This window comes from Vibrio sp. Y20_XG_PY13, assembly GCF_024181925.1.
In the GTDB taxonomy this organism is placed as follows: Bacteria; Pseudomonadota; Gammaproteobacteria; order Enterobacterales; family Vibrionaceae; genus Vibrio; species Vibrio parahaemolyticus.
The window spans coordinates 722,097-738,325 of the sequence record NZ_JAMZAL010000001.1; the positions used below are offsets into that span (position 1 = coordinate 722,097).

The 16,229-nt window shown below is 44.8% G+C and carries 13 protein-coding genes; 7 read left to right on the forward strand and 6 right to left on the reverse strand.

What is annotated here, in order from left to right:
• Positions 1-75: 75 nt before the first annotated feature.
• Positions 76-1,530 (forward strand): molybdate ABC transporter ATP-binding protein ModF, encoded by a 1,455-nt coding sequence (modF, locus tag NL646_RS03140; protein WP_253663835.1) that lies wholly within the window; start codon positions 76-78, stop codon positions 1,528-1,530.
• A gap of 13 nt (positions 1,531-1,543) precedes the next feature.
• Here the strand turns inward: modF and NL646_RS03145 are convergent, their stop codons facing one another.
• The gene (locus NL646_RS03145; protein WP_253663836.1) at positions 1,544-3,010 is read right to left on the reverse strand and encodes an EAL domain-containing protein; all 1,467 of its coding nucleotides are present in this window, start codon (positions 3,008-3,010) and stop codon (positions 1,544-1,546) included.
• A gap of 334 nt (positions 3,011-3,344) precedes the next feature.
• On the opposite strand from NL646_RS03145, the gene NL646_RS03150 reads away from it, so the two are divergent.
• From NL646_RS03150 to NL646_RS03160, 3 genes are all read left to right on the forward strand, one after another.
• A complete protein-coding gene (locus NL646_RS03150; RefSeq protein ID WP_005462094.1) occupies positions 3,345-4,079 on the forward strand; it encodes an IclR family transcriptional regulator in 735 nt (244 codons plus the stop codon).
• 6 nt (positions 4,080-4,085) lie between these two features.
• On the forward strand, positions 4,086-4,925 hold the full coding sequence (locus NL646_RS03155) for an arginase family protein (RefSeq protein WP_005482584.1): 840 nt from the start codon (positions 4,086-4,088) through the stop codon (positions 4,923-4,925).
• Between the two features lie 300 nt (positions 4,926-5,225).
• Positions 5,226-8,246: a DUF6701 domain-containing protein gene (locus tag NL646_RS03160; protein WP_253663837.1), complete on the forward strand. Its 3,021-nt coding sequence runs from the start codon at positions 5,226-5,228 to the stop codon at positions 8,244-8,246.
• An 89-nt stretch (positions 8,247-8,335) separates the two neighbouring features.
• Here NL646_RS03160 and NL646_RS03165 read toward each other — a convergent pair whose 3' ends face one another.
• From NL646_RS03165 to pcp, 4 genes are all read right to left on the reverse strand, one after another.
• On the reverse strand, positions 8,336-9,628 hold the full coding sequence (locus NL646_RS03165) for a DEAD/DEAH box helicase (protein ID WP_005482719.1): 1,293 nt from the start codon (positions 9,626-9,628) through the stop codon (positions 8,336-8,338).
• 184 nt (positions 9,629-9,812) lie between these two features.
• Positions 9,813-10,799, reverse strand: coding sequence for a GTP-binding protein (locus tag NL646_RS03170; RefSeq protein WP_253663838.1), 987 nt, complete (start codon positions 10,797-10,799; stop codon positions 9,813-9,815).
• A 63-nt stretch (positions 10,800-10,862) separates the two neighbouring features.
• Complete coding sequence (locus NL646_RS03175) at positions 10,863-11,126, reverse strand: hypothetical protein (RefSeq protein ID WP_005462091.1); 264 nt, start codon at positions 11,124-11,126, stop codon at positions 10,863-10,865.
• A 180-nt stretch (positions 11,127-11,306) separates the two neighbouring features.
• The gene (gene pcp / locus NL646_RS03180) at positions 11,307-11,945 is read right to left on the reverse strand and encodes a pyroglutamyl-peptidase I (protein ID WP_020835073.1); all 639 of its coding nucleotides are present in this window, start codon (positions 11,943-11,945) and stop codon (positions 11,307-11,309) included.
• Between the two features lie 241 nt (positions 11,946-12,186).
• Between pcp and NL646_RS03185 the strand changes: the two genes are divergently transcribed.
• The 3 genes from NL646_RS03185 (at position 12,187) to NL646_RS03195 (ending at position 14,783) form a co-directional block, all read left to right on the forward strand.
• On the forward strand, positions 12,187-12,435 hold the full coding sequence (locus tag NL646_RS03185) for a hypothetical protein (RefSeq protein WP_005462100.1): 249 nt from the start codon (positions 12,187-12,189) through the stop codon (positions 12,433-12,435).
• A gap of 480 nt (positions 12,436-12,915) precedes the next feature.
• Positions 12,916-14,139 (forward strand): tryptophan synthase subunit beta, encoded by a 1,224-nt coding sequence (gene trpB, locus NL646_RS03190; RefSeq protein WP_017448076.1) that lies wholly within the window; start codon positions 12,916-12,918, stop codon positions 14,137-14,139.
• Between the two features lie 230 nt (positions 14,140-14,369).
• On the forward strand, positions 14,370-14,783 hold the full coding sequence (locus NL646_RS03195; RefSeq protein ID WP_005462112.1) for a VF530 family DNA-binding protein: 414 nt from the start codon (positions 14,370-14,372) through the stop codon (positions 14,781-14,783).
• Between the two features lie 152 nt (positions 14,784-14,935).
• Here NL646_RS03195 and NL646_RS03200 read toward each other — a convergent pair whose 3' ends face one another.
• Entirely contained in the window at positions 14,936-16,186 is a 1,251-nt protein-coding gene (locus NL646_RS03200) for a DEAD/DEAH box helicase (RefSeq protein ID WP_253663839.1), read from the reverse strand.
• Positions 16,187-16,229 lie beyond the last annotated feature (43 nt).

A 16,229-nucleotide genomic window follows, 5' to 3' on the forward strand; every position in this document is an offset into this window, starting at 1 on the left:
GACATCCCCTTCCTTAGGCCCTTGGTTAGTTGTTATAACTAGTCCAATACAACAATAACAAGGAAGACAAACACAATGGCTATTCGCTTTAGTCAGCTTGCTGTACAAGGACATATCACCACACTTTCCATTGATGAATGGACAATCGATAACAATGACTCTTGGGGCATCTTCAGTGCAGAAGGCGACATCGGCTCCCTGCTAGGCGATCTGCTTTGTGGCGAACTGAAACCCACACAAGGGACTTTGGATCTTGGTGAATTGAAAGTCGCGCAAGTATCGCTTTCAGAGCAACAACGACTACTTGAACGTGAGCTAGAAAAGGACGACACCGATTTTCTCGATCGTATCGACCAAGGCAGTACCGTTTATGCTTTGATTTTTGAGTGCTGCCAAGATGCAGCAACGACGGAAAGACTGCTTCAAGAGCTCGACCTTCACCATTTAAAACAGAGCGGTTTTCGTGTTTTATCGACTGGCGAGACCAGACGAGTCATGCTCGCTAGAGCGTTGGCAACCCAACCTGACCTTGTGCTTCTGGATAATCCTTTTGTCGGTCTAGATGTTGCCCACCGCGCTTCACTCGCAACCTATTTGCACTCGCTTTCGCAATCCGTCCAGATGTTGATTACGTTTTCTCGCGAGTCCGACATGCCAGAATGGATAGATCATGTGGCGCTATTTAATGCCGGCAGTCTTGACAGCACAATGAATAAAGAGAGTTGGGACAACCACCCGATAATCGAACAAATCAAGTCACAATCCCAAAAACAAAGCGAAGAGATGATGGGGTTGATACGACGTCACCAACACTCTACGCACTTCGATGATCCTATTTTCGAACTAAAAAATGGCCAAGTTGAATACACTGAAAAACGTATTTTCACTGACCTGAATTGGCGCATAGATAAAGGACAACACTGGCAAGTTAAAGGGCCAAACGGCTGTGGTAAAAGTACGTTATTGGGGCTGATATTTGGCGATCATCCACAATGCTACAGTAACGACATCCACATCTTCGGCAAGAAACGAGGCTCTGGCGAAAGCATCTGGGAGATAAAACAGCATATTGGCATGGTCTCCTCTGCGCTGCATCTTCAATACCGAGTGAATTGCAGCGCGTTAGAGGTCATTCTGTCTGGGTTCTACGACTCGATTGGCTTGTATAATCAGCCTTCGCGTAAAGAGATTGACGTAGCTAAAGAGTGGCTTGATATCTTACACATGCGTCACTACGAAAAGACGTCTTTCAAACAGTTGGAATACGGTCAGCAACGTTTGCTGTTGATCGCGCGCGCTATAGTGAAGCAGCCAACGCTACTCATTTTGGATGAGCCTTATCAAGGTCTCGACTTTTTAGGACGACGCTTGGTAAAAAACACGTTGGAACTGATTGCACGTGAAAATCTCAGCCAATTGCTTTACGTCTCCCATTACCAAGAAGACAGCCTTGAGAGCATCAAAAACGAATTTGAGTTTGTCTTCGATGACGAAGCGCAGTGTTATCGCGCTCAAATTCATCACTGGTAATGCGTAACAAGAGCTAGGAAATCGGCTGCTGCGCAAGCAGGGAATATGATAAAGGTTTGGAATACAGGTAGCCTTGATGGTATTGCACTCCCATATTTTTCAAATGCTCTGCTTGCGCCGGCGTTTCGACGCCTTCGGCGATCAACTTCACTTGCAGCTCGTCCGCAAAATGAACGATGGCATTCAATACGGATGCACTCACACTTTGAATGCCTATGGTTTCAACAAAACACTTGTCGATCTTCAAATAATCAATTTTCATGTGCTGCAAAAATGCTAACGACGTTTGCCCAGTTCCAAAGTCGTCGATCAGTACATCAATTCCGTGCACACGCAACGCTGCAATATGCTTCCTTGCTTCCCCATTGATCAACTGACGCTCCGTAATTTCGATGCCGAGCGACACATTGTTCTCACTTAGCTTTCTGTGGATGAGTTGTAGTTTTCTTATTACATGAGAACCGACAAGGTAACCAGGAGGCACATTGACACCAAGATGCACCGGATGAGTAAACGTCAGTTTGGAGAAATCGTCCGCAGCTTTTTCTAAAACGTAGTCGGTCAGCAACGATACTAACCCGTTCTGTTCTGCCGCAGGAACAAATTCATCTGGAGCAATAAAACCTTTTTGTTGATGCTCCCAGCGTATCAGCGCTTCGTAACCAAACACGCATCCGCTTTCAACATCAATTTGAGGCTGGTAATACAAGGTTAACTCGTTTTTTTTCAGGGCTTTTTTTAGTTCTGCAAGAAGGTTTCTTTGCGGATCGACAAACTTGTTTAACGCGTATAGGCAAAGATAAATCATCGCGATAATAGGCACAGAATAGATGATGTAAGAAATCAATTTTTGCTCAACAAACAAGTCGCTAGCTTCAGCGAGTGCTTGGTATTCAAACACCTTAGATTCATTAAAAGCAATCGGGTTTGTACCTTTTCTGGATGCGCCAGCGGGCACCACATCGTCATGAATAAACAAAGCTGACCGCTTGAGGCGTAAATCGTTGTTAAATCCAATTGTCGCGCCAAAGTAGTCTCTATCAATGATGGTGATGGCTTTATATGTCTGCTGCCCTTGTGTCACCACTAGCAGTAATGGCTCATCTAGGCCGTTTATCTGGCCGAAGGTTAAGGCATGATTGGGCGTGAAGGTTAAGTATTCAGAAAGCGGTTTGGATAAGTGTCCAAGCTTCGATGAACAAATGATCTCATCGCCTTTGACAATGAGCATTTCATCGATGTCTCGCTCAAACATCAGGTTTTGCTGCAACTGCTCACACCGTTCTGGATGAATAAGCGCAGTTCGGTTTTCAGTCTCAATTTGAAAGAGAATTTCATCCGCGATTTGTATGTTCTTTTCGAGCAAGTGATCGAGGTTACTTTGCACACTCTCGTGTGCCAAATACAAAACCTCCGCAAATACCAAAGGAAGTGGCAGAAAAAAGATAGCAGCTTTCTTAAGAAGCATTTTATTCAGCATATAAAAGCGACCTTTTATAAACCGATTGACTCAGATGGTATCGAGAAAACGATACCCACCAGCAACTCACGTTTACAATATTATTCATTAGATTTATTGAGTATGCGAGACACCTCCTACTCTCGCAAATAAAACAAAATCTTAATTGTTTAAGTTCCAGTTTAGTGGCACGAGACTCAAAGGTGAGACATCCACTTTTCAAGTTTTCTTCAATATTTAACCGCTCACTACCATTTTCTCATTAAGTGAGAATTACTCATAAAAATTATTTTTCTTTTCTCAGTGATTAAGAATTATATTTGTCCTATATCTTTTAACACGTTACAACTCTCTTATGACATTAAACAAAGCCAACGCTAATCAGGTAAACGAAAAGGCACTGCAATTATTAATGCAAGTTGCGGTAAGCCAATTCCCAGTCTCTGCGAAAACACTCAGCGAACAATTGAACGTTCCATTAAGCAGTTTGTATCGACATCTAAAACTGCTGAAAGAATGGAACTTGATTGAAGAAAGTGTGCACGACAAGACGTTTGTTGTTGGACCAGCAGCCTTACTGTTGATGCACAGCTATGAAACCGCTCAGCACGGCCTTGATATGGTTGAAACCATCTTGGCGCGCTTGGTGCAGCAAACGGGGGAAATGGCGGCGTACATGGTGCCATCGGGTTATCGAGCGCTTTGTGTCAGACAAAAAGAAAGTATGCAGGCGCTACGATGCAGCTTCGTCCAGGGTCAAAGTCAACCCCTGCTTCGTGGCGCCTCATCTAAAGTGATGCTGGCTTTTATGCCTCAAAGTCGTTGCGAAAAGATCTTACGTTACTTTAGCCAAGATCATCGCTTAGACGAATGGGAAAAAGAGCTCGCCACAATCCGAAAGAACGGCTATGCCGTAAGTACCTCCGAGATTGACCCTGGTGTTTCTGGTATCAGTGCGCCAGTCATGAAAGGAAGTAAGCTGGTTGGCGCAGTTTCGGTTATGGCTCCGGCACACCGAGTAGAAAAGGATAAGCAGCGCATTATTTTGCATGTGTTGCAGGCGGCAAGGGCACTACCACCAGAAAGGTAATTCAACATGTTAAGCTTTTTCAAACGCTATAAGTTTCATCACACACCAAAGCAGCCGCATCATTATCCTTTTTCTTTTATGACGGTTTGCGAACACTTAGCCCCTATGTCTAAAGGTGCGTTTGAATTAGCAGACCAAAGTTTGGAAAACGCGAGCGAATGGTTGTATCAACAACATGATCACGCGACTGCAGCGAATTTCGGTCATTTTTCTCACTCAAAATTAGAGAGTGGTGAATTTCAGGAAGCATTGAGCCTATCGCTTTCTCGCCACTCTATCCCTGTGTTGGTTTCTAACTGCACGGAAGCCATTTTATCGATGCTTCCTGTCGTTGTGTCGTACCGCGATGAAGTGGGCATTGTGAATATCGGCCATAAGATGAGCCTAAAGCCGACGCTTGAACCTCGCATGGGTTCAGCGTTTCACTTTGCCCTTTCTCGCTATCAAAATGTGCGACTATTTTTTGCTGGTGTAAGCGAGCAAGACACGAAACAAGAAACCTTGGAATACGCCGAAGATCAAGGCTGTGATTGGGTAACGGATCGTGAGTTTACGTTCAGACACCGCAACCACGTAAAGCAGCAAATCAGCAATTATTTGGATCACTGTGACCAAATCATTGTGACGATAGATTTGGGTTCACTATCAACGAAAAACAATCTTGAAGGTACGCCATCGCTGGATATTCAAATGGTACTGAGAACATTAAGGCTGTGTTTGGTATCTGGTAAGGTAAAAGCGATTCAACTTGTAGGCGACCGTGACCGATTGGTGTATTCACGACAAACCAAAGCCATTCTTGAGGAGTTGTATCAGATGGCTCCCCTGCTCGATCACGCGGCGTAACGAATAATTGTACAGAATAAGGCCATCACTTAGCCTTATTCTGGCAGAGCCTCACCTTTTATTATCATTTACTAACAAATACTTACACCATCAATGCGACTTATGTCACATTTATCTATTGAACAAACAACCCATCTAAGTTCTAATATCCTTACATCACTATGGTATGACATACGAAATAAAAATCCCCATAGTTCAATAACTAAGCGGTTCTTCTAATAATATTTAGCCGCTATTTCTCTGAAACACTTATTTTCTCTCGCTTGATGTCATTCAGTTCCACGAGATTTAGGATACTTAATGATGCGTCTTTACTGCGTTATTGCTACGGCCATGTTGATGCCGTTAACAGCACAAGCAACGGTTTATGACGTTGCGAAACCATCTGAGCTAAACCAAATATGCTCAACTCATAGTTCTTTTGATATTCAAAGAACAGACACTACCTTTTTTTGCCATGGCAAGATCGTATTACCCGCTGGTGATTCCATCATCTCCTCTTCACCTGAGAACGAAGTCATACTAGAAGCTCATCAAGGCATTGTTTTAGAGGGCAATAACCGAATTGGTGAACCTAATAAACGCATCTCACTTCGCTCGCTTTCAGTCGAGTTGAAGGTTAACAATGAGCAAGCTTCTAGCATTGAAGATTACCAAAACAAACACACTGTTATTTATGGAGACCTTCTGTCGGCCTACCCAACAAAACTGCATAATGTTCTCATCGATGGAGATATAGAGCTAACGGGGTCGACGCTTCATATTGACGGTGAGTACAACACCATTATTGGTAAAATTTTGACTCACAGTACGACCGATATATTCAATACTAACGTTTGTGGCACCATTGAATCAAAAGGCCATCAATTGCATCTCAAGACGAATCACCCTTTCCAACAACATTTCGTCGTCGGTGATATTGTGGCGCACAGTTCTCTGCTTATTGATGATATGGCGGTTTACGGCACGACGGAGTCCAAAGGTGCATCTGCCGCACTGAACGGTTCGTTCTACGCGAAAGATACTGCGATTAAGTACTTCCAGACATTAAACTTTAATCAAGGTGTTGGAAGTCAGGTTTGCGGCGAAATCCAACAAACGCCGGGAAGTTCGCACCCTCATAGTTTAACTGGCAAGTATTCTCAGTTCTGCGGTGTTGGCCAATCACGTTGCGATTACTCGAGCTCCATTTGTCCGAGCACCGCAACTCCGCCGCCTGAGTGTAGCATGTTGCCTCCAAGTAACGATGACTTGGGCCTGACGGTGACACCATCTGATGACATGGCGTTGATGTGCGGTGACGATCTCCCGCAATTCACAGCGATCACAACCAACAACGATGAAGTAGTCAGCGCCCCCGTGATGGCAATATTGTCTGATCCCGACTTGTTCACGCTAGAGGTAGTGAAAGGGAAACCGACCTCAACTGAAAACCAGTTTCAATCTAACGATAATGGTGAGCTCGTTGTTCGTGTGGTTCCAAACGACATCGATAAGATCGCATTAGACGCCAATTACTATCTGACTTTCACGATGGTCGGAGACTCCGCTAAGGAGCAAACTGTCAACTTCATGTTTACGCCGTTTATGTTCGAAGCGTATTCAAATGAAAGACGGACACTGAATGAAATTCGCGTCATCGCTGGTAAACCAGAAAATGTTCATACACGTCTGCTCGCTTGTGTCTCCACAGGAGAACCCGTCGTTGCCAGCAATTACAATGGTAAACCCAAAGTAGTTCACCCTTTGATTAAACCTCTCGGTGGAAGCGAAGGTGATTTTAGTTATTCTGCTGAGTTCAAAGACGGATTATCGGAACATGGCTTAATTACTAACGAATCCGGACTGTTCGAGGTGACGTTATCTGACCAATTCGAATGTAAAGGATTTTCAGAGTGTCCGGACGACGGCACAGTTGAAGTAACAGGCAAGATTAATGTGTACTCGCGACCATGGACCTTGGCAATCTGTGAGAACCAAAACACCTTGCCTTCAGGCACATCCGAACAAGGTGATAAGTTCATTGCCGCTGGCGAACGTTTCTCGTTAACGGTGAAACCCGTCATCTGGCAAAAAGGGGGTTCTATCAGTGATCCTATCGACTCATCAGCTTATTGTGATGCTTTGGTCACGACCAACTTTATGCATGATGGCGCACCAGCAGCATCGGTTGTTTTGTCGAGCGAGCAACACTCGCCTTTAGACACGGCAAACCAAACCTCAACGCTGTTGAAAAGTAATTATGCGTTAACTCAAGGACACCAATCAGCCAAGAACCATCGCTTCGTTTTTAACGGATTGTATTGGGAAGAAGTCGGCAGCTTGAAAGTGAAAGCAAACCTCGGCAGTACGTATTTTGGCATGAAGGTTAACGAAGGTTATCGCCATATCGGACGTTTCTATCCGAAGTACTTCAAAGTGCAAAGTCAAGATTGGACTTACCCTAAAAACCAAGGCTTTGTATACATGAATCAACCGTTTGAGAAAGTTACCTACGATGTGGTTGCGCTAAACGCAAACAAAGAGGACGTAAAAAACTACGCCCATTTTGCGCCAAGTCTGCAACAGCATTTTTACTTAGGAGAGCTTGGCGGATACCAAGATCGTTTTGTGCCACCAGCACCACAAAAGGCAGAATGGAAACGCATCGGCGATGCCAGTATCGGTCAGTTTGTCATTGAAAAAGCATCTACAAATGCAACGTGTCACAACAGCCCGTGTTGGGAGAAAGATATAACTAAAGGTCAATACCCTGATGGCCCGTTCAACCGCGGTGCAAACAGCAAGAGCAGTAAAATTGGCTTAGTGACTACTCACGTGGTTGATGAGGTGAACTTCTTCGATGGCGGTGAAATTCTGACGAAACAGCCAGACATTCGTTTTGGTCGTTTGAACTTTAAGGATGTAGGCGGAAATCAAGGCATGAAGATCAAAGTGCCATTGGACGTAGAGGTATGGCAAAACGGTAGATTTGTTACAAACTTCGATGACAACTCGACAACCGCAAATGGCGCGTACTACACCAGCACGCCTATTTGGTCGAACGCGCCGGTAAATAACGCCCAATTATCTGGTGTTGCTAAGATGAGTGTTGGCAGAACCAACGACATCATTGCAAGCCAAATTGACGCGGCAAGAGAACAAATTCAGTTCAGCCTAAATCTAGATCACTCAGGCAACCAACTTCCTTGGCTCAAATATGACTGGGAAACTTCGACTCCCGAAGAAGAAAACCCGCCAACAATAGTCACGTTTGGTATTCACCGTGGAAACGATCGCATTATCTATCGTGGTGAGCCGAATATGCTCGGCTTAAATTAGCATCTTAGACCAACACTAAACGGCAAATAAAAAGAGCCCCTCATTGAGGGGCTCTTTCGTTACAAACGAATGTAATTATCTAACCGTGTTTAGTTCGTGCCACGACGCGCTTTCAAACGCTTCACCATTGCAAGACGACGCTCTGCTGAGCCTTGGTCTGTCGCAGACTGGTTAGGGTTATTACGACGACCTTGACGGTTCTTAAACGCTGGTTTCGAGTTCAATTTCTCGATGTAAGATTCACGCTGCTTTGGCTCATAACCCGCAAGTTCGATACGACGAATGCGTTGCTGAATGAGGTTTTCTACTTGAACAACCGTTAGCTCTTCATCTCGGTTTACGAACGAAACCGCATGACCTTGCTTACCCGCACGACCGGTACGACCGATTCGATGAACGTAATCTTCAGCAAGGAAAGGCATGTCGTAATTCACTACGTGAGGTAGATCTTCAATATCCAAACCACGCGCCGCAACGTCCGTTGCTACCATAACGCGAACTTTGCCCGTTTTGAACTCTTCTAGCGCACGACGACGAGCACTCTGAGCACGGTCACCGTGACAAACTACTGCTTTGATGCCGTCAAGTTTCAGCTCTTTCACCACATCATTTGCGGTTTCTTTGTAGTTTACAAACACCAAAACTTGTTGCCAGTTTTTGCGACCGATCAGTTCAGAAAGCAGTTCTGTTTTACGTTCTTGATCGACTGGGTAAAGTACGTGAGCAACAGTGTGCGCGGTAGTGTTTGCACGCTCTACTTCGATGCGTTTTGGTTTACGCAAAATGTCTTTCGCTAACAGATTTAGCTGGCTTGAAGTCGTTGCCGAGAACATCATGATTTGCGGATCAGTATCAACGTCCAACATGATCTTACGAACAGCATGAATAAAGCCCATATCCAGAATACGGTCAGCTTCATCAAAAACAAGGAACTCAAGGTTCGCAACAGAAACGTTGCCTTGTTCGATGTGCTCTTCCAAGCGGCCTGGCGTTGCAACCAGAATATCGACGCCGTTTTCTAAAGCAGAAACTTGTGAAGACATTTTACGACCACCAAATACAGCCACAACCGATAGGTCTGTGTACTTAGTGTACGCTTTAATGTTGTCAGCGATCTGTTCTGCCAGTTCACGCGTTGGCGCCAAGATAAGTGCACGGGCGGTTTTACGAGAAGCAGTACGACCGCTGTCTAGCAGCTGTTGAATCATAGGCAATGAAAACGCTGCAGTTTTACCAGTACCTGTTTGTGCTGTAGCGAAAATATCATGGCCTTTACGAGCCATTGGAATCGCCTTCTGTTGAATTGGCGTTAACTTTTCATAACCGCATTCTGCCAGTGCTTTAACCACTTCTGGCGCAAAACCTTGAGATGAAAATGACATTGAGCGTATTCCTTAAACAAACCACTTAAAATAGCTTTAAAAATTTAGCCGTGCACTATACCCGAATTTGAGTGATTTATCTCACTTTTCTCACTGAAACTCGATAAAAGAAAAAACGGTGAACCCTGCCATGCAGTCGATTCACCGTTTCATTCCAATATTTGCGCGAAGAATGGCGAATTCCCTATCCTTCGACACCCGCAAGTTGCAGTAATATTTGCTCTAGTTCATCCCAAGGAAGACGCTGAGAATCAATCACTTCAAGTCGTGATTCAAACCCTTCTAAGCTGATTTCGTTGACCGATACAACGCGATTTGCCACGTTAAATGCATAACACCCTTGATTGGTGTTGACTACTGCTTTCACACGTTCGGCGGTTAGGTCAGACAACATCGAGAACAGCTTATCAAAATCGAATTTGTATTCAGCACCAAACAACCAGCCACAACTGAAATAGCCCTGCCCTTTGTTCTCTTTACGGATGAATGCTTCACCCGGTGGTAACTGAAACTGAGGCTCTTGGTGTGCATGCTCATGGTGATGCGTTTCGATATGAGAAGAAGCACTGCCGTGTACGCGTTCAATATCCAGAACTTCAATCGGCAGCTCGCCGTTGTGAATCAACTTACTGAACACTTTAGCTGGCGTTTGATCGGTAACCCAATCGTTGAACACATCAATATCATGGCTTGAACAGAGATCGACTTTGCTGCCAATCACCACATCGGCACTGTCTAGCTGATCAACAAAGTTTTGATTAGACGTGTATTTTTCATCGCTCAAGTTACGAGGGTCGACTAACGCGATGGTCGCCTTTAAATCAACGTATGGCAGATATTGCTCTGATGTCAGCGTCGCAATCACTTGTTTTGGATGACCAAGGCCTGTTGGTTCAATCAACAAACGATCTGGCTTTTGGCGCAATAATGCCGTAATACCAACAGACATAGGAACGCCTGCGGTACAACACATGCAACCGCCCGGCACTTCTTTAATCAACGCACCTTGGTCGGTCATTAATGCACCATCGATGCCAATCTCACCAAACTCATTGACCAACACCGCCCAATTTTCATTTTCAGGTTTGTTCTTTAAAAGATTTAAAATCGTGGTCGTTTTACCGACACCCAAAAATCCGGTCAGTATGTTGGTAGGTACTCGATTTGACATGTTTTTCTCCGACACAGTCGTGCATTAGTGCTGGGGCAAAGTATACGGAGAATGTGACTTGCTTCAACGCTTTTTATCACGCTCGCTTATGTCTTGATTTAATGTGTGACGGTTTGAGTTTTGAGAATAGTCAGAATGACTTACCGCCTCTGCACGTTTCACATTCGACAGGTACATACTGGTGTGAATGACACAGGTAAAGAATGCGATAATCGCGACTAAGATAGGAAGGATTCCGAGCGTGTTTTCGAATTTAAGCGCAGCGATAGCCAAAGCGAAAACAACGACAGAGATAAGTGCAATAGCCTTACTTTTGTTGCTTTTCATGATAACTCGCCTTTTTGAGAGTAAGCCCCTGACACCTCCTGTGACAAGGGCACCGAACGAAAGTCATACACCTTCAATCCGACACTCTAATGCTACTCCTTTCGAAGCAAGCAAAATTTGAGCAAGTTAACATTTGGCAGAACATACGCTTAGTAACTTATTAGTTATTTCAGTAGCTTACTAACAAATTTGTCCACCACTCACCACAACATCGCTTTCGTGATCAATGACAACTTGTGCCACCAACTTTAGGCCAGCCACGATCATATCGAGGCTCATTGACGGGTGATTGCCATCCGTCGCTTGCTCAGGCAACAACGGAATATGCACAAATCCATGCCGAATCGATTTGTCCCTCAGATAATGCTGCACACCATAAAACAGGTGGTTGCACACAAACGTCCCCGCGCTATTAGAAACCTGACAAGGGATGCCACTCTCATGCAACGTTTGAGCAATACGCTTGATTGGCAAAGACGAAAAATACGCATCCGGGCCTTGTTCGATGATGGGCTCATCGATTGGCTGATTGCCACCGTTGTCTGGAATTCGGAAGTCATCCACATTAATTGCAACGCGTTCGGGCGTTATTGCCGCTCTACCCGCGGCCTGACCAACGGTAATAACACAATCTGGTTGATGCGCTTCAATCGCATCAATCACAGCACTGATGGACTCAAAACGCGTCACAGGCACCTGACAAGTAACAATGATGCCACCGTCAAGACTTGTTTCTTCTAGCCTTTTCACAGCCTCCAACGCCGGATTTATTGCATCACCACCAAACGGTTCAAAACCAGTAATCAAAACCTTTTTCATCACAACCTTCAAAGAGAAATTGTTTCGCCGATTATTGCATCGCCTCTTTCACTCTCCAACCATAAAGTCAGCTTGCAACCAAGCCACATTGTTTTGTGTGAATCCACTCTAACCTGCGCTCCCCAACAATAAGTGAATCAGCGCAAAACCGACCATAACTCAGCGGGAACTTGGTTTCTGTGCCTAACTTATGTAGAGTACGCGACCACAAAATATCGGCAGTTCAAAGAGATCGAATACCATGAACATTGATAACCACGTCATTGAAAGTCTTGAAGAGTTAGAAGCTTTTCTGCATTTAGTCGAGAGCGGTGCATTAGGTTTGGAAGGGGTAACTGGCGTTGCACTAGCGACAACAAACACTGATGGCCGTCCTTTTGTTGCAGTTTTAGGCGACAAACACCAACTTTTGTTGGGCCGTTGGGTCTCACAACACGTTTACGACAACGGTAAAGACATCGTTAGAAACGGCTCAGCACGTAAACACTGATTTCTGCGCATCCACGTGTGCTAAAAAGAGATAAGCTTGCTGTTATTTAGCAAGCTTTTTTTATAACTAAAACCCTCTAAATAACTTTAATCCCAGAAACAAGAAAGCTCCCTAACCCATTGTTCAAAAATAAAAAATAAGCTTTTGAGTTAATTCAAGAGTTGTGACATTTCGCTGACATAACATGGCTTGAAATCCCTAACATCTGCCAACGGAAGCGAATCTAACTTTCGTTTTCAGACACCATCGCAGAGTACACTTCCTTGTACTCTGTTTGTCCCGAAAGACCCTTGTGACAGCCTAGAGTCTTTCGGGACCTTTTTTGTTCCTCTTACTCACATTTTCCTCCAGACAAGACCAATCTCGTACTATTTAACTAGTTCATGATAGCAGCATCACGATTTAAGCAACTGATCACACAACCTATTTGTGAATTTGGGTATAAAAGTATCAATACTCTCATTTACTAGGACGTAACTAATGAAAAATTCTTTCGACCACAACATGCCCAACAATGAAGGATATTTTGGCGAATATGGTGGCAGCTTTGTCCCGCCAGAGCTTGAGCAAATCATGCGAGACATTAACGCCGCTTACGAAGAATGTTGCCAAGATCCAGAGTTCAAAGACGAGTTAGCTCGCCTTTATAAACACTTTGTCGGTCGACCTAGCCCTATTTTTCATGCAGCGAATCTATCTAAGAAATACGGTGCCGACATTTATCTAAAGCGAGAAGACTTGAACCATACTGGCGCTCACAAAATTAACCATTGTTTAGGTGAAGCCATCCTTGCAAAAAAAATGGGCAAAAAGAAACTGATTGCGGAAACTGGAGCTGGCCAGCATGGCGTGGCATTGGCGACTGCTGCCGCTTTGGTTGGCTTAGAATGTGACATTTACATGGGCGAAGTCGATATCGCCAAAGAGCATCCGAACGTTGTCCGTATGAGAATCCTTGGTGCTAACGTGATTCCTGCCACGCACGGACGTAAAACGCTGAAAGAAGCCGTTGATGCTGCCTTTGAAGCGTACCTCAAAGATCCAGAAACTCAGCTTTATGCCATTGGTTCCGTGGTTGGCCCTCACCCATTCCCTAAAATGGTTCGCGATTTCCAATCCATCATCGGGAACGAAGCGCGAGTTCAGTTCAAAGAGATGACGGGCAAATTACCGAACAATCTTGTCGCGTGTGTGGGTGGCGGCTCAAATGCCATGGGGTTGTTTAGCGCATTTTTAGAAGATGAAAACGTCGCGATCCATGGCGTCGAGCCTGCTGGACGATCTTTGGACAAAGTGGGTGAACACGCAGCCACCCTAACGCTTGGCGAGCCAGGCATCATGCACGGGTTTAAGTCTTACATGCTTAAAGATGAACAAGGCGAACCACAAGAGGTACACTCCGTCGCCAGTGGCTTGGATTACCCATCGGTAGGCCCACAGCACAGTTATTTAAAAGACATCGGACGCGTGAACTATGGTTCAATCAACGATGACGAAGCGATAGACGCCTTCTTTGAGTTGTCTCGCGAAGAAGGAATTATTCCTGCTATCGAATCTTCCCACGCAGTCGCATACGCAATCAAACTGGCACAACAAGGTGAAACAGGTTCGATTCTTGTCAACCTTTCAGGTCGAGGCGACAAAGACATCGATTTTGTGGTTGAAAACTACGGTGCAAAATACGGCATTGAGTCGCTTATCTAACTGGCAGCCACTGAGCTGAGTTACGTTTAATCGCAACGCGCAGACAAAAGCAACGCCACCTAAAACAAGGTGGCTTTGTAGTTTTCTCTCAATTTACCTTTGCTTTAGTGATTTAAATACGTTGCCTAGGCCTTCTGGCGTTTCTATTCAAACCATCGCCGCCTAACTATAGATATCTCTGTAATGTATACTTTGCTAAACTCCGCCCTTTGATGAGTAAGGCCCCTAAAATGATGACTGACGAAGAAAGAATCGAACTGCAACAAAACAACCCACTGCATGGGTTAAAGCTAGAGACTATGTTGCAAGAGTTGGTAGATTTTTATGGCTGGGACATTCTAGATACAGCCATGCGTTTTAATTGCTTTAATACCAAGCCTTCGATTGCAAGTAGCGTGAAGTATTTAAAGAAAACTGAATGGGCGAGAGAAAAATTAGAAAACTTTTACCTTTATCGCTTTAAGCGCATGCCACGCGCGAGTGAAGAAGAATACAATTTGCCACCAAGAGCCCGTACTTTCCCTCACGGTCTTGAGCCTAAAGAGCCAATGCCGCTAACCGTTGATTCTATTCTCAATTCACAAGCGAAAGCAGCATCCTCATTTAAAAAACGCTCATCTCGTGGCCGTCCGACACGTCGCTAGTACACTTCCTTGGAAAACAATTAGAGCCCTACTGACAGATCCAGTAAGGCTCTACTATTGTTCCTTAAAAGGGTTAACGGCGGCGAGTGGCCAACTGGTTCATCTCCGCCCAAGAAACTCTCGTAATTCGACTAACTTGTAGATTACGTCTTCTACTGATTACGCTTTTTCTTCTTTTTACCCGTTCCTGCTGGCTTTGCACGCGGCTCCATCGGTAAAAAGTAGGCTTCACTTTGGTCATCTTCCACTTCAAAGCCTTCTACCTGCTCGCGTTCAAGCTGGAACTTATTTTTCTTTTCTATCACTTTAAAGTGGTGGTAGTCATCGTAATCGATAAGAGATAGACCTAGACCCACTTCCCCTGCACGGCCACTGCGTCCGATGCGATGCATATAATCGGCAGGACTACGCGGAAGATCGAAGTTAATCACCACTGGCAATTTTTCAATATCGAGACCGCGCGCTGCGATATCGGTAGCAATCAGTACTTGAATCTCACCAGACTTAAAACCATCAAGAACGCGAGTACGAGCGCCTTGCCCTTTATCGCCATGAAAAACTTCGGCAGTGATGCCGCGTTTTGACAGTTTCTGAGCTAGGTGGTTACAGGCATTCTTAGCATTCACAAAAATTAAAGTCTGGCGCCATTGATGCTGTTTGATTAGATGTGCGAGTACCGCCGTCTTTTCACCTTTATTGACACTAAACACGCGCTGCACCAAAGTGCTGGCTTCTGCACTCTGTAACTGAACTTCAACGGGATCGTTAAGTAAGTGCTGAGCCAACGCTGTGACTTTCTCAGGGAAAGTAGCAGAAAATAGCAGTGTCTGTTTCTTCTCTGGCAGTAAGGCAAGAATCTTATTGAGCTCTTCGGTAAATCCTAAACTCAACATACGGTCGGCTTCATCGAGCACGAGCGTTTTTACTTGGTCTAACTTAATCGCATTACTCGATACCAGATCAAGTAGTCGTCCCGGCGTTGCAACAATGATGTCACAGCCACCACGCAGCGCTAGCATTTGCGGGTTCACGGATACGCCACCAAATACGGCAACCGTTTTGATCTTATCTCTAAGATGGTATGAGTAAGATTTAACGTTGTAAGCCACCTGCGACGCCAGCTCACGAGTAGGAACCAAAATCAGATGAGAAACGAAGTTACCACGACGATCATTTGATTCACCTTGCTGAAGAATTTTCTGCAGAATTGGCAGCGAGAAAGCGGCGGTTTTACCTGAGCCCGTATTGGCTCCGCCTATCATATCCCTGCCATCAAGCACATGAGGAATAGCATGAGATTGAATAGGTGTTGGTTGGTTATATTCTAACGCTTCTAGTCGCTCGACTAAGGTTGGAATCAGGCCAAGATCGGCAAATGTCGCTTGCTGTGTTTTATCTGTCATTACGATGAGAGGCTCAGTACTAGGTAAAGGCCGAGTATCTTAT

What these genes read in the sequence shown, in the direction of transcription:
- trpB (WP_017448076.1), top strand. Translation starts at nt 12,916, where the DNA reads ATGAAAAATTCTTTCGACCACAACATGCCCAACAATGAAGGATATTTT.
- NL646_RS03165 (WP_005482719.1), bottom strand. Translation starts at nt 9,628, where the DNA reads ATGTCATTTTCATCTCAAGGTTTTGCGCCAGAAGTGGTTAAAGCACTG.
- NL646_RS03145 (WP_253663836.1), bottom strand. Translation starts at nt 3,010, where the DNA reads ATGCTGAATAAAATGCTTCTTAAGAAAGCTGCTATCTTTTTTCTGCCA.
- NL646_RS03170 (WP_253663838.1), bottom strand. Translation starts at nt 10,799, where the DNA reads ATGTCAAATCGAGTACCTACCAACATACTGACCGGATTTTTGGGTGTC.
- NL646_RS03160 (WP_253663837.1), top strand. Translation starts at nt 5,226, where the DNA reads ATGATGCGTCTTTACTGCGTTATTGCTACGGCCATGTTGATGCCGTTA.
- modF (WP_253663835.1), top strand. Translation starts at nt 76, where the DNA reads ATGGCTATTCGCTTTAGTCAGCTTGCTGTACAAGGACATATCACCACA.
- NL646_RS03175 (WP_005462091.1), bottom strand. Translation starts at nt 11,126, where the DNA reads ATGAAAAGCAACAAAAGTAAGGCTATTGCACTTATCTCTGTCGTTGTT.
- NL646_RS03185 (WP_005462100.1), top strand. Translation starts at nt 12,187, where the DNA reads ATGAACATTGATAACCACGTCATTGAAAGTCTTGAAGAGTTAGAAGCT.
- NL646_RS03200 (WP_253663839.1), bottom strand. Translation starts at nt 16,186, where the DNA reads ATGACAGATAAAACACAGCAAGCGACATTTGCCGATCTTGGCCTGATT.
- NL646_RS03195 (WP_005462112.1), top strand. Translation starts at nt 14,370, where the DNA reads ATGATGACTGACGAAGAAAGAATCGAACTGCAACAAAACAACCCACTG.
- NL646_RS03150 (WP_005462094.1), top strand. Translation starts at nt 3,345, where the DNA reads ATGACATTAAACAAAGCCAACGCTAATCAGGTAAACGAAAAGGCACTG.
- NL646_RS03155 (WP_005482584.1), top strand. Translation starts at nt 4,086, where the DNA reads ATGTTAAGCTTTTTCAAACGCTATAAGTTTCATCACACACCAAAGCAG.
- pcp (WP_020835073.1), bottom strand. Translation starts at nt 11,945, where the DNA reads ATGAAAAAGGTTTTGATTACTGGTTTTGAACCGTTTGGTGGTGATGCA.